General features: G+C 70.4%; 16 protein-coding genes. 11 read left to right on the top strand and 5 right to left on the bottom strand.

Annotation, left to right across the window (positions count from 1 at the left end; genetic code table 11):
* Window positions 1-206: 206 nt before the first annotated feature.
* From F6X51_RS13220 to F6X51_RS13215, 3 genes are all read left to right on the top strand, one after another.
* Window positions 207-908 (top strand): GntR family transcriptional regulator, encoded by a 702-nt coding sequence (locus F6X51_RS13220; protein ID WP_150964116.1) that lies wholly within the window; start codon window positions 207-209, stop codon window positions 906-908.
* A gap of 99 nt (window positions 909-1,007) precedes the next feature.
* Entirely contained in the window at window positions 1,008-1,139 is a 132-nt protein-coding gene (locus F6X51_RS28900; protein ID WP_281407640.1) for a hypothetical protein, read from the top strand.
* 70 nt (window positions 1,140-1,209) lie between these two features.
* Window positions 1,210-1,602: a GFA family protein gene (locus F6X51_RS13215; RefSeq protein ID WP_150964115.1), complete on the top strand. Its 393-nt coding sequence runs from the start codon at window positions 1,210-1,212 to the stop codon at window positions 1,600-1,602.
* A 37-nt stretch (window positions 1,603-1,639) separates the two neighbouring features.
* Here F6X51_RS13215 and ggt read toward each other — a convergent pair whose 3' ends face one another.
* Complete coding sequence (gene ggt, locus F6X51_RS13210) at window positions 1,640-3,391, bottom strand: gamma-glutamyltransferase (RefSeq protein ID WP_150964133.1); 1,752 nt, start codon at window positions 3,389-3,391, stop codon at window positions 1,640-1,642.
* A gap of 372 nt (window positions 3,392-3,763) precedes the next feature.
* Here ggt and F6X51_RS13205 point away from each other — a divergent pair, with 372 nt between their 5' ends.
* Window positions 3,764-4,009: a hypothetical protein gene (locus F6X51_RS13205; RefSeq protein ID WP_150964114.1), complete on the top strand. Its 246-nt coding sequence runs from the start codon at window positions 3,764-3,766 to the stop codon at window positions 4,007-4,009.
* A gap of 904 nt (window positions 4,010-4,913) precedes the next feature.
* Here F6X51_RS13205 and F6X51_RS13200 read toward each other — a convergent pair.
* Window positions 4,914-5,816: a LysR family transcriptional regulator gene (locus tag F6X51_RS13200; RefSeq protein ID WP_322098525.1), complete on the bottom strand. Its 903-nt coding sequence runs from the start codon at window positions 5,814-5,816 to the stop codon at window positions 4,914-4,916.
* Window positions 5,817-5,995: 179 nt separating this feature from the next.
* On the opposite strand from F6X51_RS13200, the gene F6X51_RS13195 reads away from it, so the two are divergent.
* The 5 genes from F6X51_RS13195 (at window position 5,996) to F6X51_RS13175 (ending at window position 9,137) form a co-directional block, all read left to right on the top strand.
* Complete coding sequence (locus F6X51_RS13195; protein WP_150964112.1) at window positions 5,996-6,742, top strand: SDR family NAD(P)-dependent oxidoreductase; 747 nt, start codon at window positions 5,996-5,998, stop codon at window positions 6,740-6,742.
* Between the two features lie 35 nt (window positions 6,743-6,777).
* Window positions 6,778-7,179: a DUF427 domain-containing protein gene (locus F6X51_RS13190; protein ID WP_150964111.1), complete on the top strand. Its 402-nt coding sequence runs from the start codon at window positions 6,778-6,780 to the stop codon at window positions 7,177-7,179.
* Between the two features lie 126 nt (window positions 7,180-7,305).
* Window positions 7,306-8,052: an SDR family NAD(P)-dependent oxidoreductase gene (locus F6X51_RS13185; RefSeq protein ID WP_150964110.1), complete on the top strand. Its 747-nt coding sequence runs from the start codon at window positions 7,306-7,308 to the stop codon at window positions 8,050-8,052.
* A 64-nt stretch (window positions 8,053-8,116) separates the two neighbouring features.
* Window positions 8,117-8,518, top strand: coding sequence for a nuclear transport factor 2 family protein (locus F6X51_RS13180; RefSeq protein WP_150964109.1), 402 nt, complete (start codon window positions 8,117-8,119; stop codon window positions 8,516-8,518).
* A 61-nt stretch (window positions 8,519-8,579) separates the two neighbouring features.
* Window positions 8,580-9,137 carry an oxidoreductase gene (locus F6X51_RS13175; protein WP_150964108.1) on the top strand — a complete coding sequence of 186 codons (558 nt, stop codon included), beginning with the start codon at window positions 8,580-8,582 and terminating at the stop codon, window positions 9,135-9,137.
* A 700-nt stretch (window positions 9,138-9,837) separates the two neighbouring features.
* On the opposite strand, the gene F6X51_RS13165 is transcribed toward F6X51_RS13175, so the two are convergent.
* The gene (locus F6X51_RS13165; protein WP_150964107.1) at window positions 9,838-10,305 is read right to left on the bottom strand and encodes a VOC family protein; all 468 of its coding nucleotides are present in this window, start codon (window positions 10,303-10,305) and stop codon (window positions 9,838-9,840) included.
* Window positions 10,306-10,452: 147 nt separating this feature from the next.
* Here F6X51_RS13165 and F6X51_RS13160 point away from each other — a divergent pair, with 147 nt between their 5' ends.
* Both F6X51_RS13160 and F6X51_RS13155 read left to right on the top strand, forming a co-directional pair.
* Entirely contained in the window at window positions 10,453-11,358 is a 906-nt protein-coding gene (locus tag F6X51_RS13160; protein ID WP_150964106.1) for a LysR family transcriptional regulator, read from the top strand.
* 136 nt (window positions 11,359-11,494) lie between these two features.
* Complete coding sequence (locus F6X51_RS13155) at window positions 11,495-12,163, top strand: glutathione S-transferase family protein (protein ID WP_150964105.1); 669 nt, start codon at window positions 11,495-11,497, stop codon at window positions 12,161-12,163.
* Between the two features lie 228 nt (window positions 12,164-12,391).
* Here F6X51_RS13155 and F6X51_RS28365 read toward each other — a convergent pair whose 3' ends face one another.
* Window positions 12,392-12,565: a hypothetical protein gene (locus F6X51_RS28365; protein ID WP_210250307.1), complete on the bottom strand. Its 174-nt coding sequence runs from the start codon at window positions 12,563-12,565 to the stop codon at window positions 12,392-12,394.
* Between the two features lie 239 nt (window positions 12,566-12,804).
* The gene (locus tag F6X51_RS28360; protein ID WP_210250306.1) at window positions 12,805-13,311 is read right to left on the bottom strand and encodes an FAD-dependent oxidoreductase; all 507 of its coding nucleotides are present in this window, start codon (window positions 13,309-13,311) and stop codon (window positions 12,805-12,807) included.
* Between the last annotated feature and the right edge of the window lie 64 nt (window positions 13,312-13,375).

Here is a 13,375-nt window from a genome sequence, read left to right as displayed (position 1 = left end):
CGCCGCCCTCGCCCACGCCTAGCGCAAACCCGAACAACCCCGCGCGCCCCGCATCCCCGCGGGGCGCGCCCTTCGCCGCGACATCGTCGCACCGCCTTCCTCGCGGTACGGCCCGGGATCGGCGCGTCCCCCGATCCGAGGGATCGCCACGGGATGCGAGCCGGCGTCCCTCGGCCGGCCCGTCCCATCCCTGTCGGAGTTCCACCGTGCTGCAGCCGAGCGCGTCGACCTTGAGCATCGCACCCATCGGGCAGGCCGGAACCCTGCGCAACCAGGCCTACGCCACGATCAAGCGCTCGATCCTGGCGATGGACCTCTACGACGGCGCGCCCCAGATCCGCCTCGAGGAGCATCAGCTCGCCCGGGATCTCGGCGTCAGCCGGACGCCGATCCGGGAGGCCCTGACCCTGCTGGAGCAGGAGGGGCTGGTGTTCTCGGTGCCGCGGCGCGGCATCTTCGTGGCGCGCAAGACGAAGCGCGAGCTGATCGAGATGATCACGGTCTGGGCCGCCCTCGAGGGCACGGCGGCGCATCTGGCCGCGGACCGGGCCAGCGACGCGGAGCTCGCCGGACTCAGCGCGCTGTTCCGGGACTTCACGCCCGCGAGCCTGCCCGACCACCTGAACGAGTACGCGCACGTCAACATCGCCTTCCATCAGGCGATCGTCGGCCTCGGCGGCTGCGGCCTCATGGTCGAGATGACCGCGAACCTGTTCCTGCACGTGCGGGCGATCCGGACGGTGTCGATCCACCAGGGCGGCCGGGCCGAGCGCTCCATGACCGAGCACGCGGCCATCGTCGCCGCGCTGCAGGCCCGGGACGCGGAGCGCGCCGCGATCCTGGTCCGCGACCACGCCCTCGGCCTCGCCGCCCATGTCGATGCCCATTGGGCGCAGCCGGAGGCGTAGGGCGGGAGATCCCCAGGCGATCCCGTCGCGCGGCGGAGCACGGGGTTCCAGGCGATTCGAGGCGACACCCCACGATCAACGTTCCGGAGGATCGACGTCATGATCCGAACGCTTCTGTCCCGCCTCGGCGCGATCCCGGTCGCCGCGATCCTGATCGCGGCCCATCCCGTCCTGGTGGGCCGCCCGGCGCGGGCCGCCCGGCGATGGCCTGACGGGCCGCGCGTGGGGTAGCCTCCGCCCGGGCCCGCGATCGGGACCGGGGACGCGCCGCGCGTCCGGCGGGCCGGAGGAGGAGACCGGAATGCTCACGGGACGATGCCATTGCGAGGCCGTGCGGTACGAGATGCCGTCCGAGGTCCTCCACCACGCCCTCTGTCACTGCGCCGATTGCCGCCGGCATGCCGGCGCCCCGATGGTCGCCTGGGCGATGGTGCCCGCCGCGCAGGTCCGGATCACCGGCGAGCCGGTCGTCTACCATTCCTCGGAGCACGGCCGGCGCCACTTCTGCGGGCAATGCGGGACGAGCCTGTTCTACGTCAACGAGGCGATGCTGCCCGGGATGATCGACGTGCAGACCGGGACCCTCGACGATCCGGACGCGCTCCCGGCGCGGGCGCATATCCAGACCGCCGAGCGGATCGGCTGGATGGCGACCGCCCACGAGCTGCCGACCTTCGCGCGCTACCCGGAGTGAGGCGAGGGGGCCCGCCCCGTCCGGGCCCGGCCCCCTCTCAATACCCGAGCGCCAGCCCGGTGCCGCGGCGGGGGTCGTTCGCGCCGAAGAAGCGGTCGGCGCCGGCCGGCTTGCCCCCGAGCGTCGGGGCGCCGATCAGGATCGCCGCGAGGTGGTTGGCCGGTTGCGGCGGACCGAAGCGGTGCCCCATCGCCTCCAGGAGCCTGCGGGTATCGGGCGACAGGGCGAACCGCTCGACATTGGTGAGGTCGGGCAGCCACTGGTTGTGAATCCGCGGCGCATCCGCCGCCTCCTGCACGTTCATCCCGTAATCGACGACGTTGAGGATGCTGTGCAGCACCACCGTGATGATCCGGCTGCCGCCGGGGGTGCCGGTGACGAGGACCGGCTTGTCCTCCCGGGTCACGATGGTGGGGCTCATGGAGCTCAGGGGCGTCTTGCCGGGCGCGATGGCGTTCGCCTCGCCCTGCACCAGCCCGTACAGGTTGGGCACGCCGGCCTTGACGGTGAAGTCGTCCATCTCGTTGTTGAGCAGGATGCCGGTGCCGGCCGCGACGATGCGCGTGCCGAACCACTCGTTCAGCGTGTAGGTCACCGAGACGGCGTTCCCCGCGCTGTCGGCGATCGAGTAATGCGTCGTGTTGCTGCCCTCGTGGGGCGGCTCCCCGGGCCGCAGGGCGCTCGACACGCCGGCCTTGCTCGGATCGATGGCGGCGCGGATGCCCGCCGCGTAGGCCTTGTCGGTGAGCCGCTCGATCGGGTTCCTGACGAAGTCCGGGTCGCCCAGATAGGTGTTGCGGTCGATATAGGCATGGCGCATCGCCTCGATCTCGTAGTGGATCGCCTGGGCCGAGCCGAAGCCCAGCTGCGCCAGCGGGTAGCCGTCCAGGATGTTGAGCATCTCGCACAGGGCGACGCCGCCCGAGCTCGGCGGGGGGGCCGAGACCACGTGGTAGCCCCGGTAGTCGCACTCGATCGGGGCGAGCTCGCGCACCGCGTAGCGGTCGAGGTCGGCCTGGCTCAGGATGCCCGCCTGAGCCTGGCTCGCCTCCACCAGGGCCCGGCCGACCCGGCCCTTGTAGAACCCGTCGGTGCCGTGCGCCGCGATCTCGCGCAGGCTCGCCGCGAGATCCGCCTGGACCAGCCGGCTGCCGGCGGTCGGCGGCCGCCCCTGATCGAGGAAGATGTCGGCGGCGGCCGGATGCTTCCGGAAATCCGCGGCCGCCAGGCTCAGCATGTCGACATCCCCCTGATCGAGGACGAAGCCCTGCTCGGCGAAGGCGATGGCGGGCGCGATCAGGTCCGCGCGGGCCTGCGTCCCGTACCGGGTGCGGGCGTATTCGAGGCCCGCGACGGTGCCGGGGACGCCGACCGCCAGGACACTGCCGGTGCTCAGGTCCTTGACGACGGTCCCGTCCCGGTCGAGGAACATGTCGCGGCTGGCCGCGAGCGGCGCCTTCTCGCGGAAGTCGAGGAAGGTCCGGCGGCCATCCGCGAGCTGGAGCGTCATGAAGCCGCCGCCGCCGAGATTGCCGGCGGCCGGGTAGACGACGGCGAGGGCGTATCCCACCGCGACCGCGGCGTCGATGGCGTTCCCGCCGCGCTTGAGCACGTCGACCCCGACCCGGGTCGCCAGCTGCTGCGCGGTCACCACCATGCCGTTCCGGCCCGCGACGGGCGTCGCCGAGGCCGCCTCGGCGCCCGGGGGCAGGCCCGGCACGGTGCAGGCGACGAGGAGCGCCAGCCATCGGAGGCAGACCTGTTCCCGGCAGACCTTCAGCGCGCCCATGACCTTCAGCGCGCCCATGACCTTCAGCGCGCCCATGACCTTCAGCGCGCCCATGACCTTCAGCACGCCCATGACCTTCAGCACGCCCATGACCCGGTCCCGCCCTCTGCAGCGCCGAGGGATCGGCCGGCGCGGCGGCAGTCTCTGCTTTGTCGCCGGATGGTCAAGGGACCTCGGCGACCGCCCCGGCCCGGTCGCGGGCTCGTGCTGCCGCGCACATGACGGGTCGAACCCTCCGGCGGCGCGCCCGTTGAGGGGGACATTCGGCCAAGCAAAAGCCGGGACGACCAAGATCGCGAACAGCCACGATCCTTCTCAACCCCCGTGTTGACCGGATGATTTCCGCCCGAACGTCCGACTCAGGAGATCATCATGACCTTGCGTAACCTTGCCGCGCGCATCCTTGCCGCCGCCCTGCTCGTTGCCGGAGCCGTCCCCGCCCTCGCCCAGGGGATCGACTCCCGGCACAGCCCCTTCCCGCCCTCGGCCTATTCGGGCTTCGCGGGCCCGTCCAGCCCGCGTTTCGCGTTGCTCCCGCTGACGCAGGACCGTCCCGCCCCGGCCTACCGCTTCTCGGGCCAGCACGCGGGCGGCCCGGCCGACGCCCTGCGCCGCTGACGGGCGCGCGGCGGGCCCGGTTTCCGGCCCGCCGCCCCTGGGGGCCGAACCCCACGCCAGGACGGGGCGCGTCCTGGCGTGGGGCTCGGCCCCGACCGCTCCAGACGCCCATGCGGCAGACATCTGATCCGACACCCGCGACCGCAGCCCGCAGGTGCAGGACCGCGCCGCGGGAGAGGAGGCCCCAACCGCTTCATGAGCGTGCCGAGGTGCTCCTCCCCCATGACGGCTGCGATGCGCCCCTTCGCGGACCCTCGCCTCCGGCCTCCCGAAGTTCCGCTCGTCGAGCCAGATCGGACCAACGTCGCGAGAGCCTCCCCGGCGGTCACGGCAACCTGACGTCGTGTTACAAATTAAGTCCCTCATTTTTAATGTGTTTGTTATCCTTCGCGCCGTCTTGGGCCAGCCGAGCGGGACATTCGGATCGACCGGGCGCCCGTCGCTTCACGCAGCCCAGGAGCGCCGCCGGCGGGCAGCGGTCGCCCTGATCCTCGCCGGTGTCCGTCCCGATCCGGCCTGAGGGGTGGGCTGCGGACGGTTGGCCCCGGGACTGTTCGGAGGGCCGGTCGGGAGTCGAGCGTGCGCCGATCCATTCATGCCGCCACGGATGATGCCGGCATAAACCCACCGATCTCCTAGGACTCTCCACTTTTCGCGCATCATCGCCAGCCAGCGCCGACGCAGGGAAACGGAACGCTCCGGATAACGCTCGTCGAGGAAGGCGATCGCCCTGAACCGGCCGGTGCGGAACACGCGGAAGTTCTGGCGCAATTCGCATCACACATGACGACGCGGACGGTCGCGACATATCCGACCATGACGGGGCGGACGACCCGTTCGCTCACCGCCCCGGTCCCGTCGACGTAGCCGATGGCGAGCTTGCCTTCCTCGCGGCACCAAATCCTCAGTCCCGCGATGTCGATGTGCTTGTCGCTCGCGCGACCAGGTCGTCCACACGCGAAAGGAAGAGCTTGAGAAGTTCCGGCGCATGCTCCGTGCGATAGCCGAGGACGAGATCGATCCCCGGGGGCTCCCCGGTCGTGCTCAGGGGACGGCTGATGACCGACCAGGGCAGGAAGTTGCGGGCATAGGCCGGCAGCAGCATCACGCCCCGGGTGGATGAGACGAGCGACATCGCCATCGACAGGTTGTCGACTTCGTGCGCCGGCGTGATGGCGAGGCCGGACTGCGCGATGTAGCCTTCAATCAGTACCCGCAAGGTCGGAGCGTTCCGGGCGACGATGATGAAGGGATCGCCGACCAGGTCCTTGAGGCCGATCGCGTCCCGTGTCGCGAGGTGATGGTCGCTGGGGAGGATGACGACCAGCGGGTCCCTGGCGACGGTCACGAAGGCCAGGTCCGGCATGTCTGCCTCGTGCCGCATGAACGCGACATCCACCTTCCCCTGCATCAGTGCGGTGGCGAGATCCGGGGAGGTCTGGCTTGAGATGGTGACGTCGACCTCCGGCAGCACGTCCCGCAGCACGCCGATCGCCCCCGCGAGCCAATCCACCTCGTAGCCGGTCAGGAAGCCCAGCACGAAGGTGGGCTTGACCGGTCGGGCCGCTCGAAGCGCCGCCTCCTTGGCGGCCTCCACCTGCCCGAGCGCGAGGCGGGCGTGCTCCAGGAAGGCGTGGCCGGCCGCGGTCATCGCCACGCCGCGCACGCTCCGAATGAGCAGAGGCACGCCGACCTCGTATTCCAGGTCCCGGATCTGTCGGCTCAGGGATGGCTGAGCCGTGTGCAGCCGGTGCTCGGCCGCGAGCGTGAGGCTGCCCTCCTCGGCGACGGCCACGAAGTAGCGCAAGTGCCGAAGCTCCAAAATCCAGCTCCATGCCCACGAGGTATGACCACCACCCTAAAAAGTCTTTTTCGAGCGATCCAGCGTTACCTACCTGTCTCCTCATGGGCGGTCGGTCTCGGACCGCTAAGACCAAGACGGGATGCCGACGGTGTCGTCATTCGCGGGTCTGATGGAGGTACACCATGAGCAAGCAAGTCATCCTGGTCACCGGCGCACTGACCGGCATCGGTCGTGCCGCCGCCCTTGGTTTCGCCAAGGCGGGAAGCACTGTCGTCATCTCCGGCCGGCATGAGGAGGCCGGACATGCCCTCGTCGCCGAGCTGCGGGAGACCGGTGCGGATGCTGCGTTCATCCACGCGGACGTCCGGCGCGAGGAGGAGATCGCCAACCTGGTCGACCGGGTGGTCGAGCGCTTCGGGCGGCTCGACGCTGCCGTTAACAACGCTGGCACCGCGGGCCGGCCCGGGCCGGTGACCGAGCAGAGCGCGGAGAGCTACGCGGCGACCTTCGACACCAACGTCCTCGGCACGCTGCTCAGCATGAAGCACGAGCTGCGCGTCATGCAGGCGCAACGCGCCGGCAGCATCGTCAACATCTCCTCGACCTACGGCCACGGCGGAGCCGCCGGCGCCTCGGTCTACGCGGCCAGCAAGCACGCCGTGGAAGGCCTGACCAAGTCGGCGGCCTTGGAGGCGGCCGCTTCGGGCGTTCGCGTGAACGCGGTGGCCCCGGGACCGACCGACACCGGCATGCTCGACCGTTTCACCGGCAATCCCGAGCGCAGGGCCGGCCTCGTATGGGGACTGCCGCTCCGGCGCGTGGGCAATCCCGATGAGGTCGCGAACGCGATCGTGTTCCTGGCCTCCGACCGGTCCTCGTTCACGACCGGCCAGATCCTGTCCGTGGACGGGGGCAAGTCCGCCGCGTGAACGCGATATCCCGCCAACCAGCCCAGGAGGCAGTTATGGAGCAGACCCTCTCGACCGGCGGCAAGCCCATCAAGGTGCCCGGCCCGAGCCATCCCATCGAGATCACGCCCAACCCCCACCGCGTGGTGGTCACGGTCGCCGGCCGAGTCGTGGCCGACACCCGGCACGCCTTGACCCTGCGTGAGGCAGCCTATCCGGCGGTTCAGTACATCCCGCGCGAGGACGTCGACATGGCGCTGCTCGCGCGCACCGAGCATGCCACCCACTGCCCCTACAAGGGCGACTGCGCCTACTTCAGCATCCCGCTCGGCGGCGACCGCTCGGTGAACGCCGTGTGGTCCTACGAGGCGCCCTACGAGGCCGTCGAGGCGATCAAGGACCACGTCGCCTTCTACCCCGACCGCGTCGACGTCATCGAGGAGCGTCCAGGGTCCTAGACCCTCGGCCCGCCCCGACTCCCACCGCAACGAACCCTCCCGGAGAACCGGCACGACACCGCCGGCGCGCCCGCGCCGGCGAAGGCGGTCGGCTGCGCAATGACTTTCATCGACAGGAGATCGATCATGACAAATCTCACCGGAAAGACCGCCCTCATCACCGGCGGCTCGCGCGGCATCGGCCGCTCCGCCGCCCTGGCGCTCTCCAAGGCAGGCGCACAGGTGCTCGTCCATTATGGCCGCGCCGAAGCCGAGGCCGATGCCGTCGTCGCCGAGATCCAGGCCGCCGGCGGTCGCGCCGACAAGATCGGCGCGGACCTCTCGGATCCGCAGGGGGCCCACACGCTCGCGGCCCGCACCCGCGCGATCGTCGGCGACCGGCTCGACGTGCTCGTCGCCAACGCCGGCACGTCCAAGGCCATGTCCATCGAGGAGACCACGGTCGCCGACTTCGACGCGCTCTTCGCAGTCAACGTGCGGGCGCCGTACTTCCTCGTGCAGCAGCTGCTGCCCATCCTCGGCACCGGCAGCAGCGTGATCTTCACCTCCTCGCTCGGAGCCCGTGCCGCGGTTCCCAACCTGTCCGCCTACGCGGCCAGCAAGGGCGCCGTCGCCACCCTGGTGACACAACTCGCCTCGGCGCTCGGCGGTCGCGGCATCCGGGTGAACGCGGTCGCGCCCGGCGTGATCGAGACCGACATGTCGAGCTTCGCCAAGACCGAGCAGGGCCGCGGCTTCATCCTCGGCATGCAGGCATTGCAGCGCATCGGGCAGCCCGACGATGTCGGCGGGGCGTTCGCCTTCCTCGCCTCCGACGCCGCCCGCTGGATCACCGGCGACACCCTCCACGTCGATGGCGGCTCGAAGCTCTGACCCGCGCAGGAACGAAGCCCACCGCCGCCGCGAGGCGCGGCGAGGCTCGCCAAGGAGAGATCCGATGTCCAAGACCTCACCCGACGACAACAAGGCGCTCGTGCTCACGGCGTTCGAGACGCTGTTCAACCGGCGGGACTACTGGGCCGCGGAAGCGTTCTGGCCGCCGGATTACGTCCAGCACAGCGCCCACATCGCCCCGGGCCGCTCCGGGCTGTTCGACCTGATCCGCTCGGCGCCGGAGACGCTCAGGTACGAGCACGGCCTGATCCTGGCCGAGGGCGACCACGTCATGGTCCATGGCAGGTTCTCCGGTCACGGCCGGCCGGCGCCCTGGATCGCGGTCGACATCCTGCGCATCGCGCACGGGCGGCTCGCCGAGCACTGGGACGGGCTCAAGGACGAGGCGACCCGGGAACAGTCCCGCAGCGGCTCGCCGATGTTCGGCCCGGAATTTCCGGCCTGACCGGCCGCCTACCGATCCATCCACCCGCCCCATCCCACCTTCCGATTCCTGGAGATCCCCGATGTCCGCCTTGTTCGAGCCGGTTCAGGTCGGCGCCTTCGCGCTCACCCACCGCGTCGTCCTCGCGCCCCTGACCCGCATGCGGTCCGAGATGCCCGGGAACGTGCCCGGCGACGCGATGGTCGAATACTACGCCCAGCGCGCCACGCCGGGCGGCCTGCTCATCGCCGAGGCGACCTTCATCTCGCGTCAGGGCAACGGTGGCTACGCATCGCCCGGCATCGAGGACGAGGCGCAGGTCGCGGGCTGGGCCAAGGTGGTCGAGGCCGTTCATACCCGTGGCGCGACCATCCTGCTTCAGCTCTGGCACGCCGGTCGCGCCTCCCACGCGAGCCTGCAGCCGGACGGCGGCCACCCCGTCGCGCCCTCGGCCATCGACGCGGGGCTCTACGCCCTTCTCGAAGGCGGTCCGGGACCGGCCACGCCGCCTCGGGCGCTGGGCCTGGACGAGGTCCCCGCGATCATCCAGCAATACCATGCCCGTACAAGCTCCGCGTGCGTGGCCCTGCGCCGGGTCGCCCAGACCATCGTGCCGGTGCCGGCCGTGACGCCCGGGTAGAAGCGGGCGGCGACCGAAGGCTCCACGATCTCGCCGGTGACCGCCTCGAACACGAGGCATCCCACGTTGGTCTGCAGCACCCGCCCGAGTGGCGGCAGCGCGTCGTTCCACACGGGGTACCGATTGCGGCGGTGCTCGGCGGCCTCGGCCAGCCGATCCGCACGTTCGGGGGAAGCCCTGCGGGCCGCCTCGCGCTTGCGCCGCTCCTCGGGCTCGGCCCGGCGCGCCGCGTCCTCGATGGCCGGCCAGCGTCGACGCAGCTCTTCCAACGACCGGAACGGCACGCGCCAAGCCTTCGATCCGGGATCCCACCGTGCCCAAGGCACCATCCGCAACTCGGCGACGACGGCACGGGAAGACGGCGTCCGCACAGCGAGGTCGTCCGCGGCTTCCAGGAAGGGGCTCTCGATCGGGTCGAACGCGAACGCATCGCGGCCGCGCTCGTCGGCGTGGGTCAGGACGCCCGACCACTCGCGGCCGGACCATGCCCTGAGCCGCCGCTCCGCCTTGGTGCCCGGCACGAACCAGATGCCCAGGTCGTCGCGCCATCGGGCGCGGGGGAACGCGGCGCGAAAGCGTTCCACGGTCATCCGATCGTACGGGAAGGCCGCCGTCGCTCCGGGCGCGCCGTCGCCGGCCTCCCGCTGGGTCGCGCTGAACTGCTCCGTCTCTCCCGCCGACGGTCGACCTCTGCTGCCTCTCACCCGATACGCCCCGGGGGCTTCGACAGCTTTCGCCGAAGTTCCTCGCGGGCCTGCTCGGTCTTATCGAGTTCGAGACCCATGCCGCGGAGGACCTCATCGGTCTTGGAGAACTGGATCTCGCGGTAGGCGACGATCTCCAGGTGATTGCCCCACGGATCGCGGAAGTTGAAAGGGCGGTCCAGGATCGTTGCACCGGCCGCCTCGGCGAGCTCCATGACGTTCGCGCGGTCGTCGACGACGAGCCCGAAATGCCGATCGTCGTCGCGCGGCTGCCCGCGCCCGGCGATCAGGGCGATGAACTGGTCGCCCATGTCGAGGAAGGCCATGACCGTGCGGCCCGCATCGTCCTCGTGCGTGCCCCGAAGCTCGAAGGAGAAGACGGCGCGATAAAAGCGCAAGGCTTCCTGGATGTCGCCGACTTCCAGCGCGATGTGGTTCAGGCCGACGAGGCGGGGCTTGTCCATCGGGTCCGGCTCCTGGCGATCCTTGCACCATCAACGCCGCGGAGGGCGGAACGGCACCACCCGGGCGCCACCCCGTCGCGCGCCGCGCGGATTGCCATCGTGGAAGCGACAACCGATCTGACATCCATTCTGGCGGGGAATGCATGGATGGATCGGATCGACGCCCTTCGGGTCTTCGCACGGGTCGTCGAGGGTGGCAGCTTCTCCCGGGCGGCCCGCGAGATCGGCATCGGGCAGCCGGCCGTGAGCAAGGCCGTGGCCGCCCTCGAAGCGCAACTCGGCGTGCAATTGCTGACCAGGACCTCGCGGACGCTGAGCGTCACCCCGGCCGGACAGGACTACTACGAGGCCACCCGGCAGCTGCTCGACGGGTTCGCCGCGGCCGAGGAACGGGTGGCCGCCGGGCGGACCGCCGTCTCGGGCACCGTCCGCGTGACCTCCTCGCCCGCCCTGGACCGGCTGTTCGTCATCCCCAGGTTGCCGGAGTTCAGGGCCGCGCATCCGGACATGTCCATCGAGATGGATGTCTCCGGCGGCCGCGTCGACCTGATCGAGGCGGGCGTCGACGTCGCCATCCGCATCGGGCGGCTGCCCGGGTCCTCCCTCACGGCGAGGCGCATCGGCACCATGCGCATGATGACGGTGGCTTCCGCGGATTACGTGCGCCGCCGCGGCCGCCCCGAGGCTCCCGCCGACCTCGCCGGGCACGACCGCGTCGCCTACATCTTCCACGGAGAGACCATGGGTTGGGGCTTCGTGGCGCCCGAGGGCCCGCTCACGGTGGACCCCGGCGGCTTCTTCCGCTCGAACGACGCGGAGCACCTGCGCGCCGCCGTGCGGGCGGGACTGGGCGTCGCCCACACGGCGAGCTGGCTGTTCTCGGACCTGCTCGCCTCGGGCGAGGTCGTGCCGCTGCTGCGAGACCACGCCCCCGAGCCATTCCCGATCCACGCCGTGACGGCGCAGGGACGTCGGGTGCCGTCGCGGGTCCGGCTCTACGTCGACTTCCTCGCCCGCATCTTCGCCGCCGAGCCCGAACTCAGGATCGAGTGACCGGGCCGACCATTCCGTCCTGGAATTGATGGAATTCCACGACCGCCTCTCATCCGACCGGCGATGCCCGGCTACCTGTCCGCTCGGAAGCGGTTGGCGCCCCGCGTCATGCCGAGCCCACGCGAGAGAGACAGCCATGACGATCAAGATCCACGGCGACCCGGGTTCCGGCAGCCTCCGACGCGTGACGACTGCGGCGCGCCTGATGAGCGTCGGTATCGAGCGGGTGAACGTCGACCTGTTCAAGGGCGAGAGCCACACACCGGAGTTCCTGACGCTGAACCCGCACGGGCTGACCCCGGTCATGGTGGACGGCGATGTCGTCCTCTACGAGGCCTCGGCCATCAACCTCTACCTCGCCGAGAAGGCAGGTTCCGACCTCCTCGGCAGGACCCCGCGCGAGCGGTACGAGATCCTGCAGTGGATGTTCTGGTCGGGCGAGCAGTGGCGGGTGTTCTCGACCTTGACGTTCGACGAGCGGATCGTGAAGCGCCTGCTCGGCAAGCCTGAGGACACCGGCGTGGTCGCCCTCGCGGCGCGGAAGATCCGGGAGGCTGCGGCCGTGCTGGACGCACGCCTCGCCGACCGCCCGTTCGTCGTCGGCGACCGCCTGACCCTGGCCGACCTCGACATCGCGGCGCCCTTCTCCCAGTCGGAGCGCACCAGGGTGCCGTTCGGTGAGTTCCCGAACCTGGTCGCCTGGCAGCGGCGGTTGCTGGACACGGTTCCCGCCTGGGCCGAGACCAGGAAGGAGGTCGACGACCGGATCGAGGGCGTGCTCGTCGCCGCGGGCATCTCGCCGTAGGATGCAACCGCAGACGTCGATTTCTCCGCCTGGATGACATCTCGTCGAGCAAGCCGCGCCGGTCGGGATTCGAGATCCCGGGGCAGGCGGTCGGCTTGCCGCGGCACCCATCGTCCACACCCGTGATCCGACTTCCGCGACGCATAGGCAGGTGCACGTGGCGGTCAACTCACAGGTATGGCTTCCCGAACGCGATCGGCCCGATCAGCCCGGTCCGCGGCCAGCCGGTCAGGTCATGGCCTCGAAGGAGGCCACCATCCGTCTCAGGTTCTCGGGCGCGTTGTAACCGAAGGTGCGCTCGAACGACTGATGGCCCCCGATCGACGAGATCGCGCTACGCGCCAGCATGTCCCGCTCAAATCGCAACAGCGCGGCTTCGGGATCGTCGCGCTCCCGCACCATGGCTTGCGCGCGCTCGGCACCATCATAGAGCGCCCGGTTCGCCCCTTCGCCGTCGGCGGCGTCAGGTGGGCGGCATCGCCGATCAGCGTGACGCCGGGCACGTGGTCCCACCTGGGGCGACGGGCAGCCCCCAGATCGACCGGATCACCGGCATGGTCTCGCCTTCCGTGACGAGCGACAGAAGCTCCGGTGCCCAGCCTTCGCCAAGCTCCGCGGCAATCGAGGCCAGCGCCGCCTGCCTATCTTCGAGGGCGACCGGGGGGCCAGTCGGCAGGCTTCTTGAGGACGACGTAGGTGTGGATCACGTCGTTCGCCTCGCGGTGGCCGAAGATGCCCTTGCCCGGCTGCATCGCCAGCATCGCGCCCGGGCCGACGAGCCGAGCGCCCCGCTCATGCCGGTTCTCGACGTCATGGAGGAACGTCTCGATCCAGAGCGTGCCCATGTATTCGGGCTTCCCCCCCGACAGGAATGCCCGGACCTTCGACAAGGCTCCGTCGGCGCCGACCAGGACGCCGGTCTCCGCGGTCTGCCCGTTGGCGAACGTGACGCGATGACGGGCGGTGCCGAGCGATGTCACGTCCGCCAGCCTGTGCCCCCAGCGGATCGTGCCCTCCGGGAGCGACCCGATCAGGATGCGTCGAAGCTCGCCGCGCAACACCTCGGGGTTTTCCAGCTTGCCGTCATCCGGCATCTCGCCGAGGACTTCCCCATCGGCCGCCAGGAAGCGCATGGCCTCGCCGCCCATGTTGATGATCGAGCGGAACTCGTCGAAGAGCCGACATTCCTTTAGCGCGAGCTGCCCGTTGAAG

Origin of the sequence: Methylobacterium planeticum (assembly GCF_008806345.1) — a bacterium.
GTDB classification, from domain to species: Bacteria; Pseudomonadota; Alphaproteobacteria; order Rhizobiales; family Beijerinckiaceae; genus Methylobacterium; species Methylobacterium planeticum.
Note: the sequence above shows the minus strand (reverse complement) of the source record. Positions and strands in the feature narration are given on the sequence as shown.

Bases quoted from the DNA above. Each gene is read 5' to 3' on its own strand.
- F6X51_RS28900 (WP_281407640.1), top strand. From the start codon at position 1,008: ATGATCCGAACGCTTCTGTCCCGCCTCGGCGCGATCCCGGTCGCCGCG.
- F6X51_RS13215 (WP_150964115.1), top strand. From the start codon at position 1,210: ATGCTCACGGGACGATGCCATTGCGAGGCCGTGCGGTACGAGATGCCG.
- ggt (WP_150964133.1), bottom strand. From the start codon at position 3,391: ATGGGCGCGCTGAAGGTCTGCCGGGAACAGGTCTGCCTCCGATGGCTG.
- F6X51_RS13205 (WP_150964114.1), top strand. From the start codon at position 3,764: ATGACCTTGCGTAACCTTGCCGCGCGCATCCTTGCCGCCGCCCTGCTC.
- F6X51_RS13195 (WP_150964112.1), top strand. From the start codon at position 5,996: ATGAGCAAGCAAGTCATCCTGGTCACCGGCGCACTGACCGGCATCGGT.
- F6X51_RS13190 (WP_150964111.1), top strand. From the start codon at position 6,778: ATGGAGCAGACCCTCTCGACCGGCGGCAAGCCCATCAAGGTGCCCGGC.
- F6X51_RS13185 (WP_150964110.1), top strand. From the start codon at position 7,306: ATGACAAATCTCACCGGAAAGACCGCCCTCATCACCGGCGGCTCGCGC.
- F6X51_RS13180 (WP_150964109.1), top strand. From the start codon at position 8,117: ATGTCCAAGACCTCACCCGACGACAACAAGGCGCTCGTGCTCACGGCG.
- F6X51_RS13175 (WP_150964108.1), top strand. From the start codon at position 8,580: ATGTCCGCCTTGTTCGAGCCGGTTCAGGTCGGCGCCTTCGCGCTCACC.
- F6X51_RS13165 (WP_150964107.1), bottom strand. From the start codon at position 10,305: ATGGACAAGCCCCGCCTCGTCGGCCTGAACCACATCGCGCTGGAAGTC.
- F6X51_RS13160 (WP_150964106.1), top strand. From the start codon at position 10,453: ATGGATCGGATCGACGCCCTTCGGGTCTTCGCACGGGTCGTCGAGGGT.
- F6X51_RS13155 (WP_150964105.1), top strand. From the start codon at position 11,495: ATGACGATCAAGATCCACGGCGACCCGGGTTCCGGCAGCCTCCGACGC.
- F6X51_RS28365 (WP_210250307.1), bottom strand. From the start codon at position 12,565: ATGGTGCGGGAGCGCGACGATCCCGAAGCCGCGCTGTTGCGATTTGAG.
- F6X51_RS28360 (WP_210250306.1), bottom strand. From the start codon at position 13,311: ATGGGCGGCGAGGCCATGCGCTTCCTGGCGGCCGATGGGGAAGTCCTC.